This window comes from Paenibacillus tyrphae (assembly GCF_024158745.1).
Classification (GTDB): domain Bacteria; phylum Bacillota; class Bacilli; order Paenibacillales; family NBRC-103111; genus Paenibacillus_G; species Paenibacillus_G tyrfis_A.
In genome coordinates this window covers 94,233-116,298 of the sequence record NZ_JAMZAW010000009.1, presented here as the reverse complement: position 1 = coordinate 116,298, position 22,066 = coordinate 94,233, and the positions used below count along the sequence as shown (strand labels likewise).

Here is a 22,066-nt window from a genome sequence, read left to right as displayed (position 1 = left end):
TCCTCGTAATTTCTTTCAAGATTGTATGTACCCCAATTCATCATACATGGAAGAAGGCTGCTGTATTAAAAACCGCCCTGAAACGAAAAAAACAATCCCTAAACAACATATTGTCCAAGGATTGTTTGTTTAAAATGTACGGAGAAATCTATTTATTCTTCAATTCAATTTTAAATACATCACCCGCTTTTCCGCCAAAAACGATCATCCCACCTTCAGGCAGTACTACCGAATGATTGTTAGTTACCTTTGAAAGGTTTACAGACATTCCATTCTTGTCGTAAACGGCAAATCCCCCACTTACCGGAGTCTTAACGTTCATGACCCGATTGGCTGATTTTTCATCAATTTTATACCATCTAACCTGACCATTGGATGGTATGCTGAAGGTTGAATCCTTCCCTTCATCAATGGGTTGAATAGCATCTTCATCGATATAAGAGAATCCATCAATCTTTAAATACTCCGTCTGTCCTTCTTTATAAAAGTTGAGATCAAATACATCTCTTCCGGCCATAATCGGAATTTGGATAACATTTACCGCTTGATTCTCATTAACAATTTTAGTCCCATTTGCGTATCCATGATCCATATCAACGGATATTGTCTTTGATAACAATGGCATGGCCAGATAAAATGTAGAAGTTATCTTTTCATCCACCCTATAATAACTTTTTCCATTTCTATTTTCCCATACCTTTTTCGTTGTTGGTTGGAGTGGATTGGAATCCAACTTTTGATAGGCATAGAACACCATCATGGACTGACCTAATCCTAGGTTATTCGTATAGGCTTTAAGCTTCACATATGTTTTTCCATTTGTTTGTTTGTCAAAGCTTAATGTTGCACTGCCATCTTTGCTTTTGAATTGTCCATTGCCCGTATACACATAGGTTTGTGCGGGTATCAACCCTCCGTTTTGTGCAGGTAAATCAATCTCTCCGTTCTTAATCTCCAAATTTATGGTTGAATCCCTTGTACCATACAATCCAGCATAAGAAAGCATTTCAGACGGCATGTTCACCTTCAAGGCAGGTTTAAATGTTTTCTCGGGTAGAATTTCCTTAATATGCCCCTTGTCTTTTAAATATTCTAATAAAACTTTAGTTGAAAATGTAGCATTGAATACTGAAGACCCTCCTGAAGAAAGCACAGCCATAGAAATATTATGTTCTGGTATTGTGATCAAGGAACCGTGATAATTAATGGTGTCTCCACCTTTGTATAATGCCGTTATTCCGTAATCATCAAACTCTGGCAAGCGAACCGTGTCCCAACCAAGACCATAGCTAACGGAGTTCGCTTTTTCAGAAACCCATATTCCTCTTTTATATTCAGGACTTTGCATGGCTTTGGCTGATTGTTTAGATAGAACGTCCGTGCGATTGCCTATTAACATATCTGCAAACTTAGTTACGTCTTCTGCAGTTGAGTAGAGCCCGCCTGACCCAAGGGTGTTAGTATTCTCAATGGGTAAAGCCTGATCCATCGTAGGGAAGTAAGCTTTGGCTACCCTTTCTCTATCAAATTGATCAAGTGGTGTTTTAGTTGAGCTTAAATTCAGAGGCTTGCTCACATATTTCGCAAGGAATTTGGTATAGCTCATACCGCTCACTCGTTCAATCATGATTTCAAGCAAATCAAACCCATCGTTACAATACACGGAAAATTCACCTGGATTTGCTTTTAAATGTTCCGATTTTAACTTGTTCAATAATCCATCGTGGACTATTGTATCATTGTCATCAAATAAAGAACTATTCGGAAGGTGAGTACCGTAAAGCCCTGACGAATGATTCATTAACATACGAGGTGTAATTTTCTTATATCTTTCATCTGCCATTTTGAAGTCTTCGATATACGTTGTAAGTGGCTCATCAATATCAATTTCATAAGCATCAGCTAGCATCATCGTTGCAGCAGACACATGCATTTTACTTACCGAACCTATACCAAACATAGTGTCTTTGGTGATCGGAGCTTTGGAAGCTTTATCTTTTACACCGGCGTTATCTGATAAAACAATGGATCCCTTATCCATAATGGCATACTGCACACCACTTGCACCAGTGACGGAAAGGAGCTTCGAAGCTAGCACCTGTGCCCTTTCTTTTACAGTACCCGGTTCCGTTCCAGCAAAAGCAGAGGTGACCGGTATGGTAATAAGCATAGCGGTCATTACTACAGAAACCATTTTCTTCATTATTCATTCCTCCTCGTAATTTCTTTCTAGATTGTATGTACCCCAATTCATCATACATGGAAGAAGGCTGCTGTATTTAAATAAGCCCTGAAACGAAAAAAACAATCCCTGAACAACATATTGTCCAAGGATTGTTCGTTTAAAATGGTAGGAGGACCATATTATTAAATACTTTATTTTCCGTTTCAATCGTCATATGACCACCGTACTTGTCGCAGATTCTAGCTATATTGGTTAATCCAATACCATGAAATTCCGGGTTTGGTTTGTGGCTGTATAAGTGGGCAACTTCATTCTCCATATGATTCAAGATGTGAATGAGAAGGGTAGACTCGGTAGAATGTATTTTGATAAGAATGTACCTATCTTCTGCGATTTTCAACTTTTTAGAAGCTTCTATTGCGTTATCTAGCATGTTTCCAATGACAACACATAAGTCATAACGGTCAATATGGACTTCTTGTGAACATAAGTTAAGCTTCGTATCTATTCTTATGCCATTGGCTTGTCCAATATTTAGCGTATTTGTGACAAGAGCATCTATAACCAGATTCCCCGTATTCACCCGGTGATAGGCTCCCTCGACTTTATTTAATGTAGTCTTAATATGTTCCATGGCTGCTGCAAGCTCATTTCGCTTAATACACTCTTCAATATACAAAAACTGTTGATTCGTATCGTGAATGATTCTTTTAATGGATTTGAAGCTGTGAACGACTTTTTCATAATTCGCATCCTGATAGTCCATCTGATGTTGCAACTGAGTATTCTCATGCATGAATTGAAATTTATCAACGATATTATCAAAAATATAGACAATCATCACGTTTAAAAAAATTAATCCAATAACGGAAATCAAAGAATAAACATCCTTATGAGTTAGAATACTCAGCTGGTATATACTTACGAGAGGAACAACCAAGAATAATACGTAGTAACGATTATCCAAAGATGAACTTCTGCGTTTTGCAACTAGTCGTATGATCTGAATGATCGCAAACATGATCACATGACTGAGTAAAATAGCTTTCGTGTTGTCTATTTGATCTTGTTCATTTACAGGATCAAAGCTAATGTCAACTGAATCTAGGGTATAAAAAAGATAACAGGATATAAAAATAGCAAAAGTCATTAAAACAGCGTAAAGTATTGAAAAAGTGAACTTGGTTTTAAATTCTACTTTATAAGATTGCGCAAAACTAAATATCATAAGCAAGGGTAGAATCGAAGATGAAAGAGGAGAGACGGGAATAACTAGAGATAGGTAACCGAGCAACATCATGATAATGAAGTAAATGAATCGGTATTTTTTTTTGGTTGATTTACCAAAAACCGAGTTGAAGAAAAAATTAAGTTGAAAGCCCATCACAAGTACAATGATAGTGACAACAAGTAAATTATTTTGAATCATATTAATCGATCTTCCTAATCATATATTTGGTATAAACATCTTTAACCTCTTCAATTTTAGAACGGCCTATGGGTAATTCCAACCCATTGGACATTAGAACAACTCCGCTAGCAAACTTCCTCACATGAAGTAAGTTAATAATGATGGAACGATGGATTTGCAAGAAGTTACAGTCTTTTAAGGCCATAACATAATCTGAAATGGTGCCTTTGCTATCATAGGTTTGATTCGTGGTCGTAAAATGCAGTTTGCTTTTTATGGTTAAACTTTTAGCAGCTTCAATACTAATGAGGTCATCATATTTGATAACGACTTCTTCATAGGCTGACTTGATGACCATAAACTTTTTATCAAGTGCTTGAAAGTATTGGTATAGCTTGATGATTTTCTCCTCCAAGATTGAGGGGGCAATGGGTTTTATCAAATACTGGAATGTCATGACGTCAAAACTTTCCACCATATATTGAGGGTAGCTTGTCAGAAAAATAATTTGTTCATCCAGGTTATTTAAACCTCTTATTGTTCGGGCTGTTTGAATCCCGTTCATTCCACCCATTTCAATGTCCAAGATCAATATATGGAATGGATTTTCACGGCGCTCATAATAAGATACCAACTGCTCTCCCGAGCCGAATAATTCGATCTCAAAATCTATATTTGACTTTATCGACAAAGTAATCAGGATAGCTTTAACAAGCTCTCTTTGTGTCTCCTCATCATCGCAAATAGCCACTCTATACAAAAAAGATCTCCCCTCATTTCCATTACTTTTATTCTAGAACTCTATGTAAGCATGATACAACCTTTTGACTTCATATAGATAACTTTTGGATGAAATGCATATTTTAATCCCTTAAATCACTTCTCACGTGACGAATGCCTGGAGACTTTTATGTCCCAAACCTAGTGAACGACTATATCGATCTCGGTTGTGATATTTTGTTCTGTGCCATCAGAGAAATTCGCTCTAAGCCCTATGGTATATTTTCCTTTCCCTAGAGTCAAAGAAGTTTTATTCGCTACAGTCACTGCCTTCGCTACTTTGGCGGACTCCGGAAGAGCGTTAACTTCAGCAGCAGAAACTCCCCCGGACGTCAATGAAAAAATCCCCACCAACAAATCGGCGGGGCTAAAGAAAACTTTCCTAAGCTATGTGATCGGCTGTCCAGTCTATAGATTCTCCTGCTTCAAAGCATCAATAATGTTTGCCTTTTTTACTCTTATGCTGGCGTAATACATAGACAAGCTCACGATAACAAATACGGCCGCAATCACGTACAGGATACTGGTCCATGGCACCATGAAACCGTACGAAAAACTGTAGCTGATGGCCCGGTAGATCAACACCATAATCACTGCGCTGATCGGAAGCCCATAAGCTAGGGCCTTGATTCCATAAAATATGCTTTCATAGTTTATCATTTTATTAAAGCTTTTCGGCGTCATCCCCACCGATCTCAGCATCGCAAATTCCCGTTTGCGAAGGGCAATGCTCGTCGAAATCGTGTTGAGAATATTCGCCATCGAAAGCGCCGTAATTAATGCCACAAAACCGTAAACAAATACGGACAATAACAGGATTATTTGTTCAGAGTGCTGTCTTACTTGAAATATGTTCGAGACTTCCAGCTCTTTCTTCATTTCTTCGATGTCTTGCTGTGTTTTCAAAGGATCTTTACTATTCAGGTAAAGTGAGGAAAACGGTTTATCCTTGCTTTTTTTCATTAACTGGTCGAAGACCGGCTCGGATACAACAAGATGAACTTCAAAGCTGCTTGGAACAAGTCCCATCGGAAATTGATCCGTTACCGCGGCAAGCCCCACTTTGCTGACCGATTCCTCATTAGAATCGGAGGAGACGAGATCAAGCATTTCCCCTACTCGGCCCTGGATAGCTTTCGTTTCGATAATTTTGTTCTTTTCATCTTTATATTTCATGACATCAATCAATATGGCGGTTGGGTGAGCGGGATTCGTTAGCTTGGCGTAATCGGTGCCGACCTTTTGGGCATAGGCTTTCAACTTGTCTTCACTTAAAGCATTTACTTGTATATGGTATTTATACCGCCCCTGATCAGGATCCAAATATGATTTCACACCTTCGGGAACGGACTTCTCTGCAACCCAAGTGAAAACACCAAACCACTGTTTAATCAGGCTGTATTCCGTAACGCCCTCCAACGACACAATCGATTTCACCACACGCTCATCGAGCGTCGTCACTTCACTGTTCTTGAATACTCCGATATCATAGTTATAGCCTTTTTGGGAGAGACCAAACGATCTCTGCAGGTTGGAAGTGAAGAAGGACACGGATAGAAACAGCACGATACTAATGACAAGTGAAAAGACAGTCGCGTAATACCTGCGTTTGTTTCTTTTTAAATTTTTCAATCCGAACTCTGCTTCAATGCCGAATAACCGTTGGGTCAGCTTCGAGGTTTTCAGCGTTTTACCTGTGAGCTTAATATCCATGGTTTGCCGAATCGCATCGATGGCAGAAATTTTAGATGCTTTTTGGGCCGGGAGATACGTTGAAATGAATATCGTGACGATCGAGGTCAGACAGGTCACTGCGAGCGATGAAGGCGTGACGACCAACGTTAATTTTTCGGTAACACCGATCGCATCTTCGAGCATCGAGTTAATGAAGCCAAAGGTAATGCCGATTCCAATCATGCCGCAGATGACGCCTAAGGGAATGCTAATGACGCCAATCACCGCGCCCTCAAAAAATACCGAATTTCTCTTCTGCCTTCTCGTTGCGCCAACACTCGACAGCATCCCTAGATAACGTGACCGTTCCGAGACGGAAATCGCAAAAGCATTGTAGATTAAGGAAACGGAGCCAATGACTATAACAAGCACTACAATGACGAATAGCGAGCTATAGGTTTTGCCTAATCCGCCGCCCATGACGCCATAATAACGCAATAGAGACTCATTCGTTTTAAACGAGCTGATGTTGTTTTTCATGGACAAGTCATTGGCATGAGCAAATACAGTGCCATCGACCTTCTTGAGGACCACGCTCGCATCAACGGTTTTGTTGGTGTCCGCCATGTTCTCGTCGACATAGGTAAGGGCCGTATACCCCGGCGCCCACGTCTGCTCCCACGAAGGACGTTTAATAAAGCCTACAACGGTATACGTTTCGGTTGTCGTCTGAATTAAGGTTTCCGCGCTAGTCCCGTTGAAGAATCTTAATTGTTCGTTTTGAGAAAGGTCCTTATTGTCAGGATCGGTATGATTCGAGCGCTGCCCGACATCAAGGGTTAACCGATCACCAATCCGGTAGGTGACTTTAGCGTTCGTGGCGATAGCTTCCGAAAGGACGATCTCATTCGCTTGTTGAGGCAGACGCCCTTCACTCAATGCAATAGGGAAGTTGTTAAAGCCTTGGGTATTAAACGCTTTGATGAACAAATATGGCTTGTTGATATTTTGGCTTCCTGGTAATAGAGCGAAGCCGCGTTCCTTGGAAGTGATGAATTGTTTGGTTGCCGCATCCTGTTTGATCGCTGCGAGCTGATCTTTGTTGACGTTTTTGTACAGGACGTGCCATTCCCCATACTCTTGAATCGTTTGCTTTTGCATTAACACCAGAAAAGAGGAGCCAAGCGTTATAACCGCCGTCACCATGGCCACGGAAATCATAACTCCGATCACGGTCACCAGCGTTTGCTTCTTATTTTTCATTAAATGTCGGAGCGTTAGCTTATGGATAATGTTCATGGCCGAATGACCTCGTCTTTGGCAATCTTCCCATCTTCAATGGCGATAACTCTGTCGGCTTGTAAAGCAATTCGTTCATCATGGGTGATCATAATCAGCGTCTGATGCAAGCTTTTGTTGAACATTTTCAATAAGTCAATGATTTCGCTGCCGTTTTTACTGTCCAGATTACCGGTCGGTTCGTCTGCCAGGATGATAGCAGGCTGATTCATCAACGCTCTGCCGATCGAGACCCGCTGCTGTTGGCCGCCGGAAAGCTGGTTGGGCAAATGATTCAAGCGGTTTTGTAAATTTAACGTCTTTACAATATCCTCAAACTGCTTTTGATCCACCTTATGCTGATCGAGCAAAAGCGGGAGCTGGATATTTTCTTCAACCGTCAAAATTGGAATAAGATTGTAAAACTGATAAATCAACCCGATTTGTCTCCGTCTAAAAATCGCCAGCTGCGTTTCATCCAGGCTGTACATGTCCGTACGGTCCACCAACACTTTTCCGCTTGTCGGTCTATCTACACCGCCTAGCATATGCAAAAGCGTCGATTTCCCCGATCCGGACGGACCGATGATGGCGACGAACTCCCCTTTGTCCACCGAGAAGGATACGTCATCAAGCGCTTTTACCGCCGTGTCGCCTTTTCCATACACTTTAGACAGATGTTCGATCCTCAGAATTTCCATGCTGAAACCTCCATACGTTTGTCGATGGATTTAGTATATCTGCCTGAAGTGACTTTACAGTGACTTGAAAGTGACAGTCTAGTCACTTAGCCTTGGTTAGACGACTTGCTTGTAGAAGCGAATCCGAAATTGTGTTCCCTTATGGAGTTCACTCTGGACCTCTATATCTCCATTCTGCTTCGTTATAATGCTATGAGCCAGCGAGAGACCGATGCCGCTGCTGCCCTCGCCGGCACTCTTTCCTTTATAAAAACGTTTAAAAATATGAGCGATCTCTTCCTTGGGGATGCCTTTGCCATTATCTTCGATCCTAATCTCTGTAAATAGCGGGTTCTCGGAAAAGGAAATCGCGATGGTTCCGCCTGCTTGCGTATGCTCCACACCGTTTTTTAAAATATTGATTACCGCTTCGGTTGTCCAATTCAGATCGCCTAGAAATGAGACGCTGTCATCGCCCGTTACCGAAACCGTCTGTTCTTTGATGTCTATCGGAATGAGAACGGGCTGTAACGCTTTTTCAATAAGCCTGGTCACCCTGACATGATCTTTCTTGAACTGTACGGCGCCTGCGTCGATTTTCGAAAGCTTCAATAACGAAGAAACAAGCCAATCCAGCCGCTCGAGCTGAATACGAATATTGTGCGTAAATTCCGTTCTTTTCGCTTCAGGCAGCTTGGCGTCGTCCAATAAGTCGGCCATGACCATCATGGAGGTTAAAGGCGCTTTGAGCTGATGGGATATATCCGAAATCGCGTCGGTAAGATGGATTTTGTCTTTATGCAAAAGGGCGCTCTGCTCCGACAGCATGACGGTTACTTTATAAATCGTATTTTTCAGAATGCTGAATTCCCCTTCCCGATTATCCCGGACGTCAAGGGAATAGTCGCCGCCGCTAATTCGTCGCAAATAGCCGGACAATTTCTCAATCTCTAGATATCTCAATCTCGTAAACAGATAGCTGCACCCAATGAGTAAAATGGAAGTCATTAGAACGAGGACCACGGCAGCTATCGAAAAAAAAGCCGCGGCGGCAAGCATAACCAGACTTATTGCGCACATCAACAAAAGTACGAGGCGGATCTCGCGATTACGCAGCATGCTACTCACCGACCTTATATCCTAAACCGCGTACGGTTTTAATGAACGTTGGATCTTTCGGATCATCCTCTAGTTTTTCCCTCAGCCTTTTGATGTAAACAGTTAGCGTATTGTCGTTGACGAAATCCCCGGCCACATCCCAAATTTGTTCCAAAAGCTGATTTCTGGAGAGGATCTGCCCGATATGGTTCGCGAAAATCAGCAATAAGCGGTACTCCAAAGCCGTCACCGGAATTTCATCGCCATGTTTATATACCTTGCCTTCAAGCGTATTGATCCGGATAGCATCTACTTCGATGATGGCTCTGGCCTGCGGCTGCTTCTGATATCTTCGCAAAACCGATTTTATCCGCGAGAGCAGCTCGCGAATTCGAAAAGGCTTCGTAATATAATCGTCCGCTCCCATATCAAGCCCCATCACGACATTGACTTCATCATCAACGGCTGTCAGGAAAATAACGGGAATATCGCTTTGCTCCTTCACCATTTTACACAATTCATACCCGCTTCCATCCGGCAGCGATAAATCGAACAGACATAAAGCGAACTGATCCAACTGCTCGGCTATGACCTTTTTCGCAGATGCGACGTCGTGGCACAGAATCGTGGAAAACTGGTCTTGCTGTAGAGAATACTCGAGGCCGGACGCGATAGTTTTATCATCTTCCACAAGCAAAATGTTCATTGGATCATCATCCTAATTTGAATTTTTAAGAAAAAGGACTATTAACTCATGATTGTATCATACAAAAAAGGGGATGATTCGCAAAGAAGCGGCCCCGGCTGCTATCTGAGGCACTGAAATCTCGGCAATTATTGACATATGAACGAAGCCAACGGTATGATTTATAATAATTTCATTTCATAAGGTGGCCTATGAGAAAAAAATTACAAGTCTTCATATCGTCTTCTTTTGCCGATCTCGTTGCAGAACGTCAAGCCGCTGTAGAAGCTGTACTTAAAGCTGGTCACATTCCTGCTGGAATTGGAATCGAGCCATTCTTTCTGGAAAGTCCAATGGAAACGATTAAGAGATGGATCGATGAATCCGATGTATATATCCTCATTCTCGGAGGAATCTATGGAACCATGCTTCCCGATGAATCGAAGAGTTATCCTCATTGGGAATATGATTATGCCGGAGAACTAGGTAAACCAAGATTCGCTCTTGTTTTAACCGATGAAGCATTAAGACAAAAGCCATACGACTTTGTCGTCATGTCAGACTATGAGAAGTTCCAAGAGTTTAAACAATCCGTAATGGAAGACGTGTCCATATTTCATATTGCAGAAGAATGGCACGTTAGATGGGTTATTCATGAAAAATTGAAGGAGTATAAAGGAAGAGACGATTTGGGTGGCTGGGTTTCCGGCAAGGACATACCCGATGTACAAAAGTTGTTGGAAGAGAATGCCAGATTAAAGGCTGAGTTAGAGCAGTATAAAAGAGCAGATAATTGATGTGAACCTGCCTTCAAAAAGCAGTTAAAGAAGAAAGAACAAAGAGAGTGTCCCAAAAGCCATGAAAATGGCTGAGGGACACCAGTAATATGGTATATCTATATTTGTGTCGTAGGAGCATAATGTCCCCGTACCAAGAATTGTACCGCAGAAATATTAAGGGCGGCCTCTATTTGATATTTGGCATTTTTATCGAAAAATATTGTATTTTTTCCCTCTATGCGATCTGCATAATAACAAGGTGTGCGGAAACTGACCTTGTTCCTCCAGCTAATGGAGTGATCGTGAGTGCCGTGGAATTGCCAGCAGGATTTCGAACTGTGAGTACTGAATTAATGACCGTTGTTTGCACAAGTGCCATTCCTACTATTTGAGAAGTTCCTGTTGCACGCCCGACCACCGTATAGGCTAGGTCAGCACCATTTAGTGTTAAAATCAATTGACCCGCTTCGTTAACATTTACCTGAAACAAAACCTGATATGTGCCAATTGCAGCCAAGTTAAATGAGCTCGCATTTATACGGGTAATTGCAGTCCCACTAATTGGACCATCTTGCGGAAAACTTACGTCCGTGTTGGGGGCAACAGTTGCTGCATTATCAGGAGGCATCAAGGCAAAAAAATCTGCAAAGCCTAATACTCCACCTGCCGGCCCTGAAGGTCCCGCCGGACCCGCTGGTCCTGCTGGTCCTGCTGGTCCCGCCAGTCCAGCTGCGCCAATTGCTCCTGCAAGTCCTGCTGCTCCTTGGGGTCCAAGTGCTCCTGCAATTCCTTCAGGTCCAAGTGCACCAATCGCTCCTACAAGTCCTGCTGCTCCTTGGGGTCCAAGTGCTCCTGCAATTCCTTCAGGTCCAAGTGCGCCAATTGCTCCCACAAGCCCTGCTAATCCTCGGGGTCCGAGTGCTCCTGCAAGTCCTTGAGGTCCAGCTTCTGCAATTGCTCCCGCAAGTCCTCGAAGTAATTGCCGTCCTTTAGGCGGGGGACACTTTTTACAAACTATCTTTTTAATTACCCGAAGACGACGTTTCTTTTTTTTCTCTTTTGGATGGCACACAATTATGGTTTTCTTTTTACACCGTTTTTTTATATCGGGACAACTCAACAACGACACCTCCCTATAAAGATGGTTCAGTGTACGTGAGTCGGTTTTTTTAGGCATGGACTAATAGCCTGCTATTGGCTAGACTAAAAACTATTTTTAGAAAATTGGGTTTATGCTAGGGTAGTGTTATACCACAAAATCCAACACTCTTTCAGTTATGATTACATAATTTAATATTAAGACAACTCATCCTTCACTTCGTCAACCCAAATCACATTTGGGTCTTTTTTTTGTACCTTCAGTACCCAGCCTCAGAGAAGTGCTGAAGACAAGCAAAACAGAGCTTCTTCAAGCGATTAAGGATCTTACCCCTCGTGCACGCTTTGAACGCTGGGTTGAAGAATGAACGGAGAGCCTGATCGCAGCGGCCGAACGTAATCCGTCTAAGGAAGCACTCTTTAGCTTAATATTCCATTCCCAACAATTAATTGAAGGAAGTTGGTCGGAGTAAACTTTTCGGCACAGATTTTCGTCGCGAAATCCATATCCCACAACTTTTCCAGCAGCACTTCCCGTGAATAGAAGACCCGACCCGGATTGCGCATCAACAATACCAGTAGATCAAATTCCTTGGGCGTTAAATCCAGCTGTTCACCCTGAATAGACACCGCGCGGCTGAACAGCTCTGCGGACAGTTCTCCCAGTCTCAGGGCAAAGTAGATGGTTGTATATGTTATATTTATGTGCCGGGAACTTCGCTTTGATTGGGGTAATACCAGTTGTTTACGTCAGTGGTCAAAGACGGAGTTAGGCTGCCGATCCATGTAGGTAGCCTAGTCATAGTTGGAGATTGAACTACCGTGCCCGATCCGATAATAAATAAAGCCCGCAATTCAAGCAGATTTCATTCGGCTAATGTTCTTGTCATCCGACATTGGACGGCCTGTCACGTGGGTATAGTTTCCGAAAAATGACCGTGACAACAACTTTATTCCGCTAAAACCAAAGAAGCCGCGATTTACGCGGCACTTGATGAAATAAAGTTCTTGTCATCCGACACATGGCTGTGACAAGTCAGGTTAAGAGATCCTGAGCTCTTTTCGTTTATAATATTAAAACGTATTATATACATTTTCACATTCTTTCGCGGTCGGTTCATAAAAACAGTGCTTCTTCCATCGTCCTGCGAGCGGCTGATTATACCAGGTTGGCGGACATGGTTCGGGATTTTCGAACGTTCCTGGACGGAAATACCATAGGGAGAATTTGGCTGGCCAATTCCGCGCCCCATTCACAGCCTGTCGCGCCAGACGGCGTTCCCTCTCTCTTGCGTTTTGATAGTACAAACCATGTAGCAACGCTTCGAACGCATGCGGCTGGTTGATCATTTGGGGAATTGTCCGGATTCCTTTAAAATCGGAGCAATTCGCTCTTATTCGGTTAATGCCAACATTTCCAACAAGGAGCATGCCCTGTTCGCCTTCGGTCTCAGCTTCAGCCCGAAGCAACCTTGCCAACATATCAATATCCTGTTTCCTCGCTTTTACGACTGCCATTGGATCACCTCTTTAGATTTCTAGACTCATCATATTGTAGGTGAAGCGGATGTGTTACTCCGGTTCCACCACACTCTTCTGCCCTTTAGTTGATCCTCAATGCTTCACTTCTCGACCTCTCCAATACGGCAACCTGTGCTTATCCATTTTGGGCTATGCAAAACGGATACGGTGCCCTAGGCTGCTTGGCTTTAATCGATCGGACTACTTAGCTAGGTATTCCTTCGGCAGATTCAGTGTTATCTCAGAAATATCTATATCCCCGAGATCCTTAACCAGCATCTTGAGCTGCAAAGCATATGCAAAAGTTTTAAATTTTCCATTTTCTACTTGAAACTATCGTAACGTAATGATTTACGCTAAGGATACCGGTAAAAACCTTGCGCGAAAAAAGGGGATGATCATGAAACAGGAGTGGAAAGTTGGAGAACTTGCGAAATTAGCAAGATTAACGGTTCGAACATTGCGATACTACGACCAGATCGGTTTGTTCTCTCCATCCGGTCATACTGACTCCGGACACAGGATCTATACAGAATCCGATATTGCGCAGCTGCAGCAAGTTCTGTCATTGAAGGAGCTCGGCTTGTCGCTGGATCAGGTCAAATCCGTTATTGACGGCAATCATTTCAGCCTGTTCGACATTGTTTCCCTTCAAATTGAGCATCTGAAGGAAAGTATAAGCTTACAACAAAAGCTTTTACAGGAATTAGAGCATGTAACAAGCCTTATGAAGAGAAAAGAACCGTTGACCGTTCAAGAATTCACCAAAATATTGAGCGCCATGAGGACGAGCCATCTTAAATTTTTTGCCGAGCGGGTATTCTCCTCCTGGTCGGACCCGTCAGCCAAAGCCCGGTGGTTCCCGAAAGCCGACGAGTTTGAGTTTCGGGTTGGTGGTCGAGAAGAGTCACGGATGTCAGTCTCCGTGACGACAGTGGAAATAAAGCAGCCAGGCAACGGCACTCAACTCATCTATACCGAACAAGGAGCCTTTTTCGATGGTCGCGATACACCAGAACAGCGCGAGCACGGCACAAAATTTATGTTAGATAAGCTGGGCTTGGAGCTGCAGAACGAATGAAGAACGCCTTGCATGGAAATGAGATGAAGGCCGGCATAAGGGAATGGACAGGGCTTGCGGTACTAGCCTTGCCCGCCCTTCTTGTAGGCACAGTGTTCGTGTCGCGGCAGCACAGGCTGACGAGTCCCCTGCTGGACCTGCGTCTGTTCGCGAGTCCCGGATTCAGCGCTGCATTGGGGGGCATGTTCGGTATTACTCTGACAGGAGCGACCATGCTTTTCATCGCGCAGTACCTTCAATTCGTGCAAGGAATGTCACCGCTTCTGGCAGGGTTGTATATGCTCCCTGGGGTAATTGCCTCGATGACCGGTATGCTTCTCTCACCGCTTATCGCACGCCGGATCCGACCGGCCCGTCTTATCGGAATGGGTCTATTGGTATCGACCACGGGCTGTTTTCTGCTGACCCAGGTGGGGGTTGAGTCAGGTCTCACGTTTCTGGTGCTCGGGTATATCTGCTTCAACCTAGGTGCAGCACCGCTCCCGAGCCTGTCCAGTGACCTTATCATCGGCTCAGCCCCGCCAGAGAAGGCGGGATCTGCGGCCTCCATGCTGCAAACCAGCGGCGAATTCGCCTTCGCGCTAGGCATCGCAGTCTTGGGCAGCATCGGTACGGTCGTTTACCGCAACCAGGTGGCGAACTCTATTCCCGCCGACTTGCCGGCATCCGCGGTACAAGCCTCCCGGGAGAGCTTGGCCGGTGCCACAGCTATAGCAGAAGGCCTCTCCGAACAAGTCGGCAAGGTACTGCTCACCGGCGCACGTGAAGCCTTTACCGGCGGGATGCACGCCGTTGCGGCAGCCAGCGGCGCTATCATGCTCGTTACCATCATCCTTGTCGTTACGCGGCTTCGACACGTACGACCAATCGGAGAGACGCAGTCTAACCAAGCCGGTAGTATTCCAGATAGTGCACCCGGCGCTGCCAAAGAATTAAGGTAGTTGCACTACCTAGTCATGCTTAAGTAAGCTAGCGCCAACAAAACGCGGATAACGTACACTAAGCTTAAAAATGAGAGGAAGTTGAAGAGAATGACGAAACAAACACGAATTGGTAAAACAGATTTAGTTGTCAATCCAATCGGACTTGGAGCAAGCACTGTAGGTGGGCACAATATTTTTCCTAATATAAATGAAGAAGTAGGAAAAGATTTGGTGCGGGCTGGCCGTTGCGGAAATGAAAATCAATTTGACCATTGTGGGAGAAAACGTCAAGAACGTGAACGATACCCGGGACATTTTCATGAACATCTCCGACAATCTCGGCATCCTGCAAACGAAAGTGGAAGACATCTTATCGAGCAGCCAACTTATGAAGGAAAGCAACGACAGCTTGGTCGATTTCATCCAGAGCATATCGGCAACGTCGGAAGAAACCGCCGCCAGTTCGGAGGAAATGGCTGCGATGGCCAAAGGCTATTTGCACAGCGTCGAGGTGCTTGCTAAACAAGCCGAAGACCTTAGCCAGCTTTCCACCACATTGAACAAATATATGAATAAGTTCGAGATGTAACAGAAAATGCACCTATGCCGGATGCCCGGGTAGGTGCATTTTTATGTCGGCTGCATGGAGGGCTCTCAGTCCGTGGAGTCGGGAGAAACCACATCCCACTTTCCAAACAGCGTCAAACCCGCCGCTTTAGCCAGCGACACGGACGCTTGGTTATCGAGCTGGCATCGGTACTGGGGTTCGTATCCCCGTTCATAGGCGTATTTGCTGATGGAACGCACCACTTTGCGGGCGTGACCTTTTCCTCTAAAGGCCGTCAGAGTCAGTACACCGAGATCCGCAATATGCGAATCCTCCTCCCAGGGATACATACTGGCGGCGCTGACCAGGCGGCTGTGCTCAAAGGAGCCGAACACCGCCCAATGATCCAATTCCACATAAGCGTCATCCAAGTCTTGTTCCGAGGCGGAGGACTGGAACTCGGAGAAAACCGCATCATCTTGCTCCGTTAACCGGCGCAAGTCGCCTTCCAGGTTTTCTTGCAGCAATATGTTCTTCTCGGCCTCTGAAAAATAGAAAACATAGTCTGCGCCATGCAGAGTGACTCCCGCTTCGTTCAATTTCCGGCGAAAGATCGGCTCCGACAGGTCTTGTCGTTGATCAAGCCCTGCCTTCCCGGCCAGCGCAGGCGTCAGAACCGCCATAACCCGGCCGTCGGCGGTTTCCAGCACCATGACCCGACTGTCTTCGTCCAGGTCCGGGTTGATGGCGAGAGTAAAGACTTCATCGCTATAGAGGACGTCTCCGTTCAAAAATTGCGCCTGCCAAAAGTCGGTTATCGTTTGTGAAAATAAAGGCTTACTTTCTCGACTTGGTTGATTAGTCATTAGGTTCACTTCCTTATACTAGCATGTACTATCTAAGTTATAGCACAACGACTTTCGTAAAGAACACTGACCGTTTCGTTTAAAAAAACTTTTCCTTCCGAAAATAAAAAAATCAAACCATCTCGCTCGAAACAAGACGGTTTGATTCCATTCATTTAACTATGCTAACCAGGCATCGGGCTTCGTGCCGTGCGAAAATCCTGCGGCGTCGTCTCATTCTGCTTCTTGAAGAAGCGAATAAACGCAAGCGCCGAGTTATAGCCCAGCGCGGCCGCGATTTCGTTGACTTTCATCGAGGTGTTCAGAAGCATATCTTTCGCGATCACGTTCTTGTAATCGTTCACATATTTCGATAGCCCGATCCCGGTCATTTGCTTGTACAGCCTGGACAAATATGACGGGTTCAAGCCCACGTAATCCGCCAGCGCGGTGAGCGAAATATCGGTAGCGATGTGCTCCTCGATATAGCGGTGCACCTTATTCACGACCTCCGTCGGCAGCTGCAAGCCCCGCTGCGTGTTCCATTCGAAGATGCAATCGGCGATTTTCCAATAATATTCTACCAGCTCCGGCCAGGAAGCCGAATCGTCATAGCGAAACAAAATGTCGAGATCCACCTGCAAATTCACATGATCGCGAATGTCCCGATATTTGTAGAGATAGAACAAAAACACGGACGAGAGGGAATGGTATAGCTCGCTCTTCCGCTCACAGGGCGTGTCCGGGTCATTCCATATGGCGGTCAGCTCGACGAACAGCTTATTGAACTGCTCGCGGTGATTGTTCTCCAGACAGGTCATGAGCAATTGTACCCGGGCGTGGAAGAACCCGTCATGATAGCTTTCTGCTTTATCGGTAGAGTCCGCCTTCTGCATGTCCTTATCGGTCATAATGACCTCGTGCAATAACCCGTGTCCTTGCATCAGACCGTATTTGATCGAATGAAACCGGTCCGACAGGCTGTTCCACGGAATCGCCTCGCTGCCGAGCAGGAACGAGACCGACAGCCGCAGCAGCTTCTTGCACGTTTCCTGTACGCTGTCCAGAATACCGCTCGTATACCGGTGGGCTCTCATCCAATCCAGGCCACCGGCATGACCGGACAGCTCGTCGGAAGCTTTCGGCTGGATGATCCAGACGATCTTGGACAGCTCGAATACGACGGAAAAGCTTCGTACCTGTGCCGACAAATACTCGTCGCAAATATTTTGCAGCGCATAGGTGAGCAGCGCTTTATCCGGCATGGTGAACATTTCTTTCCAGGCATCCACCCTTCCCATGAGCAAATACACCGGCATGGTCGCATCGAGTGGGATATCGATCTCTTTGAAGGCCTGCCTGAGCTCCTCCTCCGTAACCTGCTTGCCTTGCAGGAGTCCCCACATGAACTCCTTTTGCAGCGAGGGCAGGGCCAGTCTCATCTTGGATTGCGCTCTTGCGATCATCTGCACTTGATCCTGTTCCTCTTCGATTTTCTCGATGGCCCGTTCGACGGACTGAATAATCTTTTCGTCGCTTTCGACCTTCAGAATATAATCGAACCCGCCGTAGGTAATGGCGCTTCGGGCATAGTGGAAATCGTTGTAGCCGGTTAGAAATATCACCTTGCAGGCGGGCCACTGCGATTTTATTTCCCGCAGCAGCTCGATCCCTTCAATGCCGGGCATCTTAATGTCGGACACGACGATATCAATCCGGTGATGAGACAGCACCTCAAGCGCTTCTTCGCCCGAATAAGCGCTCATCACCTCAAGCGGCAGATGGCTGGTTTGCTCGAATAGCTCAAGAAGGCCGTCGACGATAATGGGAAGATCATCCACGATCAGCAGTCGGTACATGCCGTTCCCCCTTTAGCTTACGCTCAGTTTGATGATGACTTGCAGTCCGCCCAGCTCCGAACGGGACACGGTAATGCCGTATGCTTCTCCGTAGCGCAGCTGAATTCTGCGATGGACGTTCATAATGCCGGTCGTTTCCTCGATCCGGCTCGAGGAATAGCGCAGCTTCTTCTGCAGCAGGTCGATCTCCTCGTCTGTGATGCTTTGGCCGTTATCTTCGACATAGAGCAGGAAGTCGCCGTTCCTCCGCTCGCTATGCACCCACAGTTCGCCTGGCTGAAGCATATTGCCCAACGCATGCTTATACGCATTCTCGATAATCGGCTGCAGAATGAGCCGCGGCACGTCGATCGCAGGGACATCTCCCTCGAACAAAACCTGAATCCGTTCCCCGTAGCAGATTCGTTGCATCTCGACATACGTTCGGGAATGCTCCACCTCCAGCTCAAGCGGGATTTCATCCTCGTCGTTACGGGTAATGAACTGGAAGTATTGTCCGATATATAAGCAAAATTGATACGCCTTCTCCTTCTGGCTCTCCGATTTAATCAACCGGCACAGCACAAAGAAGCAATTATATAAAAAGTGAGGATTAATCTGCGATTGCAGCCGCTTCAGCTCCGAACGCTGATTCCGGATTTGCTGCTCGTAGTTTTCCTCGATCAACGTCTTCAAGGACCGCACCGTGTCATTGAAGGCCCGGTACAAATAACCGAATTCATCCGCTCCGCGATCGATGAGGATCGGCTCCAGCCGGTTCTGCTGAACGCGGCGGAAGGAATGCACCAGCTTCATCAATGGCCGGTAAATAAACCGCAATAGAAAATAAGTAAAAAACATCACGATACAAACGGCCAGCGCGCACGCCCACCAGAACAACGTCCGATACATCTGCAGCGAACCCAGAACCATCTCTTCCGGGATGCAAGTAATCGAATACGAATTCCAGAGATTGGAATATTTATACACCACAAGATACCTTTTATGGTCATGAACGATCGTTTCATGGCCTTCCTCGGATTGCAATTCCCGCTTCTCCAAGGCAAAAGACTTCATTCGCTGAAGCAACGCCGGGTCCATCCCCGTCTCCATGCTCCACCCCAGCTCCAAGTTGAGCAGGACGCTCTGCCCGCCCCGCGTCCGGCCGATTTGCGCGAGCGTTTCCTTGATCTTGGCCGCCGACAGCTCGACCCCCAGAATATATAACGGACTTCGGGCCGTATTCCCGGGATATGGCATCGTAATAAACAGCCGGTCGTTCCAGTAAATGAACGGCGCTTCGTACAGCTTCGCATTTTGCTGCATCGCCGTATATTCCTCCGGGTCCAGACGGGTTTCGTAGTCATTACTGAGAATGCTGCGCTTGAGGAGCGGGACGTAGGCCTTTGCCTCTTCAATGAAGGGGCTTGAATTTTTCATCAGCTCAAGCCGCCGCTGAATATCCAATATTTTGCGCGTCCGCTCGTACGGACTCATGTCATTGCCGGTTGCCGCGAGCTCCATCAGATCCGTATCCATCACATAGTTGGGCAAATAACGGCTGATGCGATCCGCTTCCTTATCCAGCGAGTCCATATAAAACCGCGTCGTGTTCAGAACCGACTCGGTAATTTCGCTGCGGATATTGTCCGAGCCCTTCTCGTTGATCGTCCAAGTAATCGCCATCAGCGGCAGCAAAGCCGCCAGAAAAGCGGCCATCACCTTCTTGAATATCGAGGAATCACGCAAAAAGAATAAGCAGTTCATCGTATGTTCTCCTCTAATGCCTGCAGAACGCTTCGCTATTATCCTTTTACACTCCCCATGACGATTCCTTTAATGAACAGCTTCTGCAAGAACGGATACACCACCAGGATGGGAAAGGCCGCTACGAAAATTTGCGCCGCTCTGCTCGTGCGGTCGGACAGCTTAAGCATCAATTCGGCATTTTCCGCTTTAATAAAGCGGAAATCCATCTTGATAATGACCGTCTGTAAAAACGTTTGCAGCGGATAATTTTCAGTATGATTCATATACAGCATTCCGTCAAACCAGCTGTTCCAATGACCGACCATCGTGAACAGTCCCGTCGTCGCCAAGGCCGGCAAGGAGAGCGGCACGTAGATTTTCCATAAGGTCGTAAAATGGCCTGCGCCGTCGATCCGCGACGATTCCTCCAGCTCCTTCGGCAAATTGCGATAGAAATTGAGCAGAAGGATGACATTGAACACCGGAACGGCTGTCGGCAAGATCAACGCCCAGATGCTGTCGATCAAATTCAGCGATTTTATTGTGAGGTAGGTGGGGATCAGACCGCCGCTGAACAGGATCGTAAAGACGAAGAACCAGGCGTAAAACGTTCGCAGCCGGAATTGCCTAGGCTCTTTGGACAATGGATAGGCCGTAAGAATCGTCAAAAACATGCTGAGGGTCGTTCCCAGCACGACGCGCTGGACCGATACCCAGAACGCGCGCAAATATTCGGGCTTGCCGAACACGTTATTGTAGGCGGCCGTCGTGAACTCGACCGGCCACAGCGTAACCTTGCCGGCCGCAGCGGCAGTACCGGAGCTGAACGAAATCGACAAAATATGAATAATCGGCATCAGGCACAAGAACGACAGAAACGCGAGGAAGATGTAGTTGCACGCGATAAATAGTTTGCGGCCCAAGGATGTCTTTATCGCCACGGTAGGCCTCCTTTCTGATAACGGACGAAGCTTAGAAAATCCGGTAATTCGCTACGCGATAGGCGAGTACATAGGAAATGGCGATCAAGATGAACGATACGACCGATTTCAACAGACCTACCGCCGTGGCGAAGCCGAATTGCGCCTGCTGTACCCCCATGCGATAGACGAAGGTATCGATAATGTCTGCGCTTTCATAGACCGGCGGGCTGTACAGGTTGAAGATTTGCTCGAAGCCGGCATTCAGGACGTTCCCGATATTCAGCGTCAGCATCAGAATGACGATCGGCATCATGCCGGGCAGCGTGATATGGAAGGTCTGCTTCCATCGCCCCGCGCCGTCGATTTCCGCCGCTTCATAGAGCGACGGGTTGATGTTGGTTAACGCCGCCAGATACACAATCGTGCCGAAGCCGAATTCCTTCCATACATCCGACAGCACCATCGCATACGGAAACCAGGCGTTGCTTCCCAAGAAGAAGATAGGCTGGATACCAAATAACCCGAGGAATTGATTGAGAATGCCGGACGATGGAGACAGCACATCGACCAAGATCCCGCTTAACAGCACCCACGATAAAAAGTGGGGCAAGTAGACCAGCGTCTGGAACGTCCGTTTGACCCATTCTCTCCGCAGCTCGTTCAGCAGGATGGCCACCGTGATCGGCACGATCAGACCGGCGATAATTTTCATTACGGCAATATAGACGGTATTGAAGAAAATACGCCCGATATCGGGATAATCGATCAATAATTGAAAGTTTTTCATCCCGATGAAGGGTGAGCCGAACAAGCCTCTGTTCGGGATATATTTCTGGAAAGCCATGATGAGGCCCGCCATGGGAACATAGCAGAATATCACCACCAGCACGATTCCCGGAATCAGCATCATATGCAGAGGCCACTCCCGCCTCCACATCCGTGTCAGTCCATTCACGCCATTCACCTCGCGT

17 protein-coding genes and 4 pseudogenes are annotated in these 22,066 nt (G+C 46.0%); 5 read left to right on the top strand and 16 right to left on the bottom strand.

The annotated features are described in order from the left end of the window. Positions 1-148 precede the first annotated feature (148 nt). The 8 genes and pseudogenes from NI000_RS15030 to NI000_RS15000 all read right to left on the bottom strand — a co-directional run bounded on the left by NI000_RS15030 (position 149) and on the right by NI000_RS15000 (position 9,812). Positions 149-2,203, bottom strand: coding sequence for a serine hydrolase domain-containing protein (locus NI000_RS15030; protein WP_253411829.1), 2,055 nt, complete (start codon positions 2,201-2,203; stop codon positions 149-151). A 139-nt stretch (positions 2,204-2,342) separates the two neighbouring features. Continuing rightward, on the bottom strand, positions 2,343-3,614 hold the full coding sequence (locus NI000_RS15025) for an ATP-binding protein (RefSeq protein ID WP_253411827.1): 1,272 nt from the start codon (positions 3,612-3,614) through the stop codon (positions 2,343-2,345). Position 3,615: 1 nt separating this feature from the next. Next, positions 3,616-4,356, bottom strand: a complete 741-nt coding sequence (locus tag NI000_RS15020) for a LytR/AlgR family response regulator transcription factor (protein ID WP_253411825.1) — start codon at positions 4,354-4,356, stop codon at positions 3,616-3,618. Between the two features lie 428 nt (positions 4,357-4,784). Then, positions 4,785-7,349, bottom strand: a complete 2,565-nt coding sequence (locus tag NI000_RS15015; protein WP_253411823.1) for an ABC transporter permease — start codon at positions 7,347-7,349, stop codon at positions 4,785-4,787. Beyond that, positions 7,346-8,029: an ABC transporter ATP-binding protein gene (locus NI000_RS15010; RefSeq protein ID WP_253411821.1), complete on the bottom strand. Its 684-nt coding sequence runs from the start codon at positions 8,027-8,029 to the stop codon at positions 7,346-7,348. The genes NI000_RS15015 and NI000_RS15010 overlap by 4 nt, the downstream gene beginning before the upstream one ends. 96 nt (positions 8,030-8,125) lie before the next feature. Next, positions 8,126-8,443: pseudogene (locus NI000_RS37120) on the bottom strand (sensor histidine kinase); the annotation flags it as partial. Positions 8,444-8,605: 162 nt separating this feature from the next. Continuing rightward, positions 8,606-8,836, bottom strand: a pseudogene (locus NI000_RS37115) (histidine kinase dimerization/phospho-acceptor domain-containing protein); the annotation flags it as partial. A gap of 292 nt (positions 8,837-9,128) precedes the next feature. Next, complete coding sequence (locus NI000_RS15000) at positions 9,129-9,812, bottom strand: response regulator transcription factor (RefSeq protein ID WP_253411817.1); 684 nt, start codon at positions 9,810-9,812, stop codon at positions 9,129-9,131. A 191-nt stretch (positions 9,813-10,003) separates the two neighbouring features. Here NI000_RS15000 and NI000_RS14995 point away from each other — a divergent pair, with 191 nt between their 5' ends. Then, positions 10,004-10,588 (top strand): DUF4062 domain-containing protein, encoded by a 585-nt coding sequence (locus NI000_RS14995; RefSeq protein ID WP_253411815.1) that lies wholly within the window; start codon positions 10,004-10,006, stop codon positions 10,586-10,588. Positions 10,589-10,805: 217 nt separating this feature from the next. Here the strand turns inward: NI000_RS14995 and NI000_RS14990 are convergent, their stop codons facing one another. From NI000_RS14990 to NI000_RS14980, 3 genes and pseudogenes are all read right to left on the bottom strand, one after another. Next, positions 10,806-11,747 (bottom strand): collagen-like protein, encoded by a 942-nt coding sequence (locus NI000_RS14990; RefSeq protein ID WP_253411813.1) that lies wholly within the window; start codon positions 11,745-11,747, stop codon positions 10,806-10,808. A 416-nt stretch (positions 11,748-12,163) separates the two neighbouring features. Beyond that, positions 12,164-12,340, bottom strand: a pseudogene (locus NI000_RS37110) (winged helix-turn-helix domain-containing protein); the annotation flags it as partial. 402 nt (positions 12,341-12,742) lie between these two features. Further along, positions 12,743-13,186, bottom strand: coding sequence for a cell wall hydrolase (locus NI000_RS14980; protein ID WP_253411808.1), 444 nt, complete (start codon positions 13,184-13,186; stop codon positions 12,743-12,745). 403 nt (positions 13,187-13,589) lie between these two features. Between NI000_RS14980 and NI000_RS14975 the strand changes: the two genes are divergently transcribed. The 4 genes and pseudogenes from NI000_RS14975 to NI000_RS14960 all read left to right on the top strand — a co-directional run bounded on the left by NI000_RS14975 (position 13,590) and on the right by NI000_RS14960 (position 15,782). Beyond that, positions 13,590-14,270 carry a MerR family transcriptional regulator gene (locus NI000_RS14975; RefSeq protein WP_253411806.1) on the top strand — a complete coding sequence of 227 codons (681 nt, stop codon included), beginning with the start codon at positions 13,590-13,592 and terminating at the stop codon, positions 14,268-14,270. Then, positions 14,267-15,211: an MFS transporter gene (locus tag NI000_RS14970; RefSeq protein WP_253411804.1), complete on the top strand. Its 945-nt coding sequence runs from the start codon at positions 14,267-14,269 to the stop codon at positions 15,209-15,211. The genes NI000_RS14975 and NI000_RS14970 overlap by 4 nt, the downstream gene beginning before the upstream one ends. A gap of 90 nt (positions 15,212-15,301) precedes the next feature. Continuing rightward, positions 15,302-15,433: pseudogene (locus NI000_RS14965) on the top strand (aldo/keto reductase); the annotation flags it as partial. 13 nt (positions 15,434-15,446) lie between these two features. Continuing rightward, positions 15,447-15,782 (top strand): hypothetical protein, encoded by a 336-nt coding sequence (locus NI000_RS14960; protein ID WP_253412145.1) that lies wholly within the window; start codon positions 15,447-15,449, stop codon positions 15,780-15,782. Positions 15,783-15,847: 65 nt separating this feature from the next. Here the strand turns inward: NI000_RS14960 and NI000_RS14955 are convergent, their stop codons facing one another. The 5 genes from NI000_RS14955 to NI000_RS14935 form a co-directional block, all read right to left on the bottom strand. Beyond that, complete coding sequence (locus NI000_RS14955) at positions 15,848-16,606, bottom strand: GNAT family N-acetyltransferase (protein WP_253411802.1); 759 nt, start codon at positions 16,604-16,606, stop codon at positions 15,848-15,850. A gap of 164 nt (positions 16,607-16,770) precedes the next feature. Beyond that, entirely contained in the window at positions 16,771-18,444 is a 1,674-nt protein-coding gene (locus tag NI000_RS14950) for a response regulator (protein WP_253411800.1), read from the bottom strand. A gap of 12 nt (positions 18,445-18,456) precedes the next feature. After that, positions 18,457-20,190 (bottom strand): histidine kinase, encoded by a 1,734-nt coding sequence (locus NI000_RS14945; RefSeq protein ID WP_253411798.1) that lies wholly within the window; start codon positions 20,188-20,190, stop codon positions 18,457-18,459. 38 nt (positions 20,191-20,228) lie between these two features. After that, entirely contained in the window at positions 20,229-21,113 is an 885-nt protein-coding gene (locus tag NI000_RS14940) for a carbohydrate ABC transporter permease (RefSeq protein ID WP_253411796.1), read from the bottom strand. Positions 21,114-21,144: 31 nt separating this feature from the next. Then, entirely contained in the window at positions 21,145-22,005 is an 861-nt protein-coding gene (locus NI000_RS14935) for an ABC transporter permease (protein ID WP_253412127.1), read from the bottom strand. Positions 22,006-22,066: the final 61 nt, after the last annotated feature.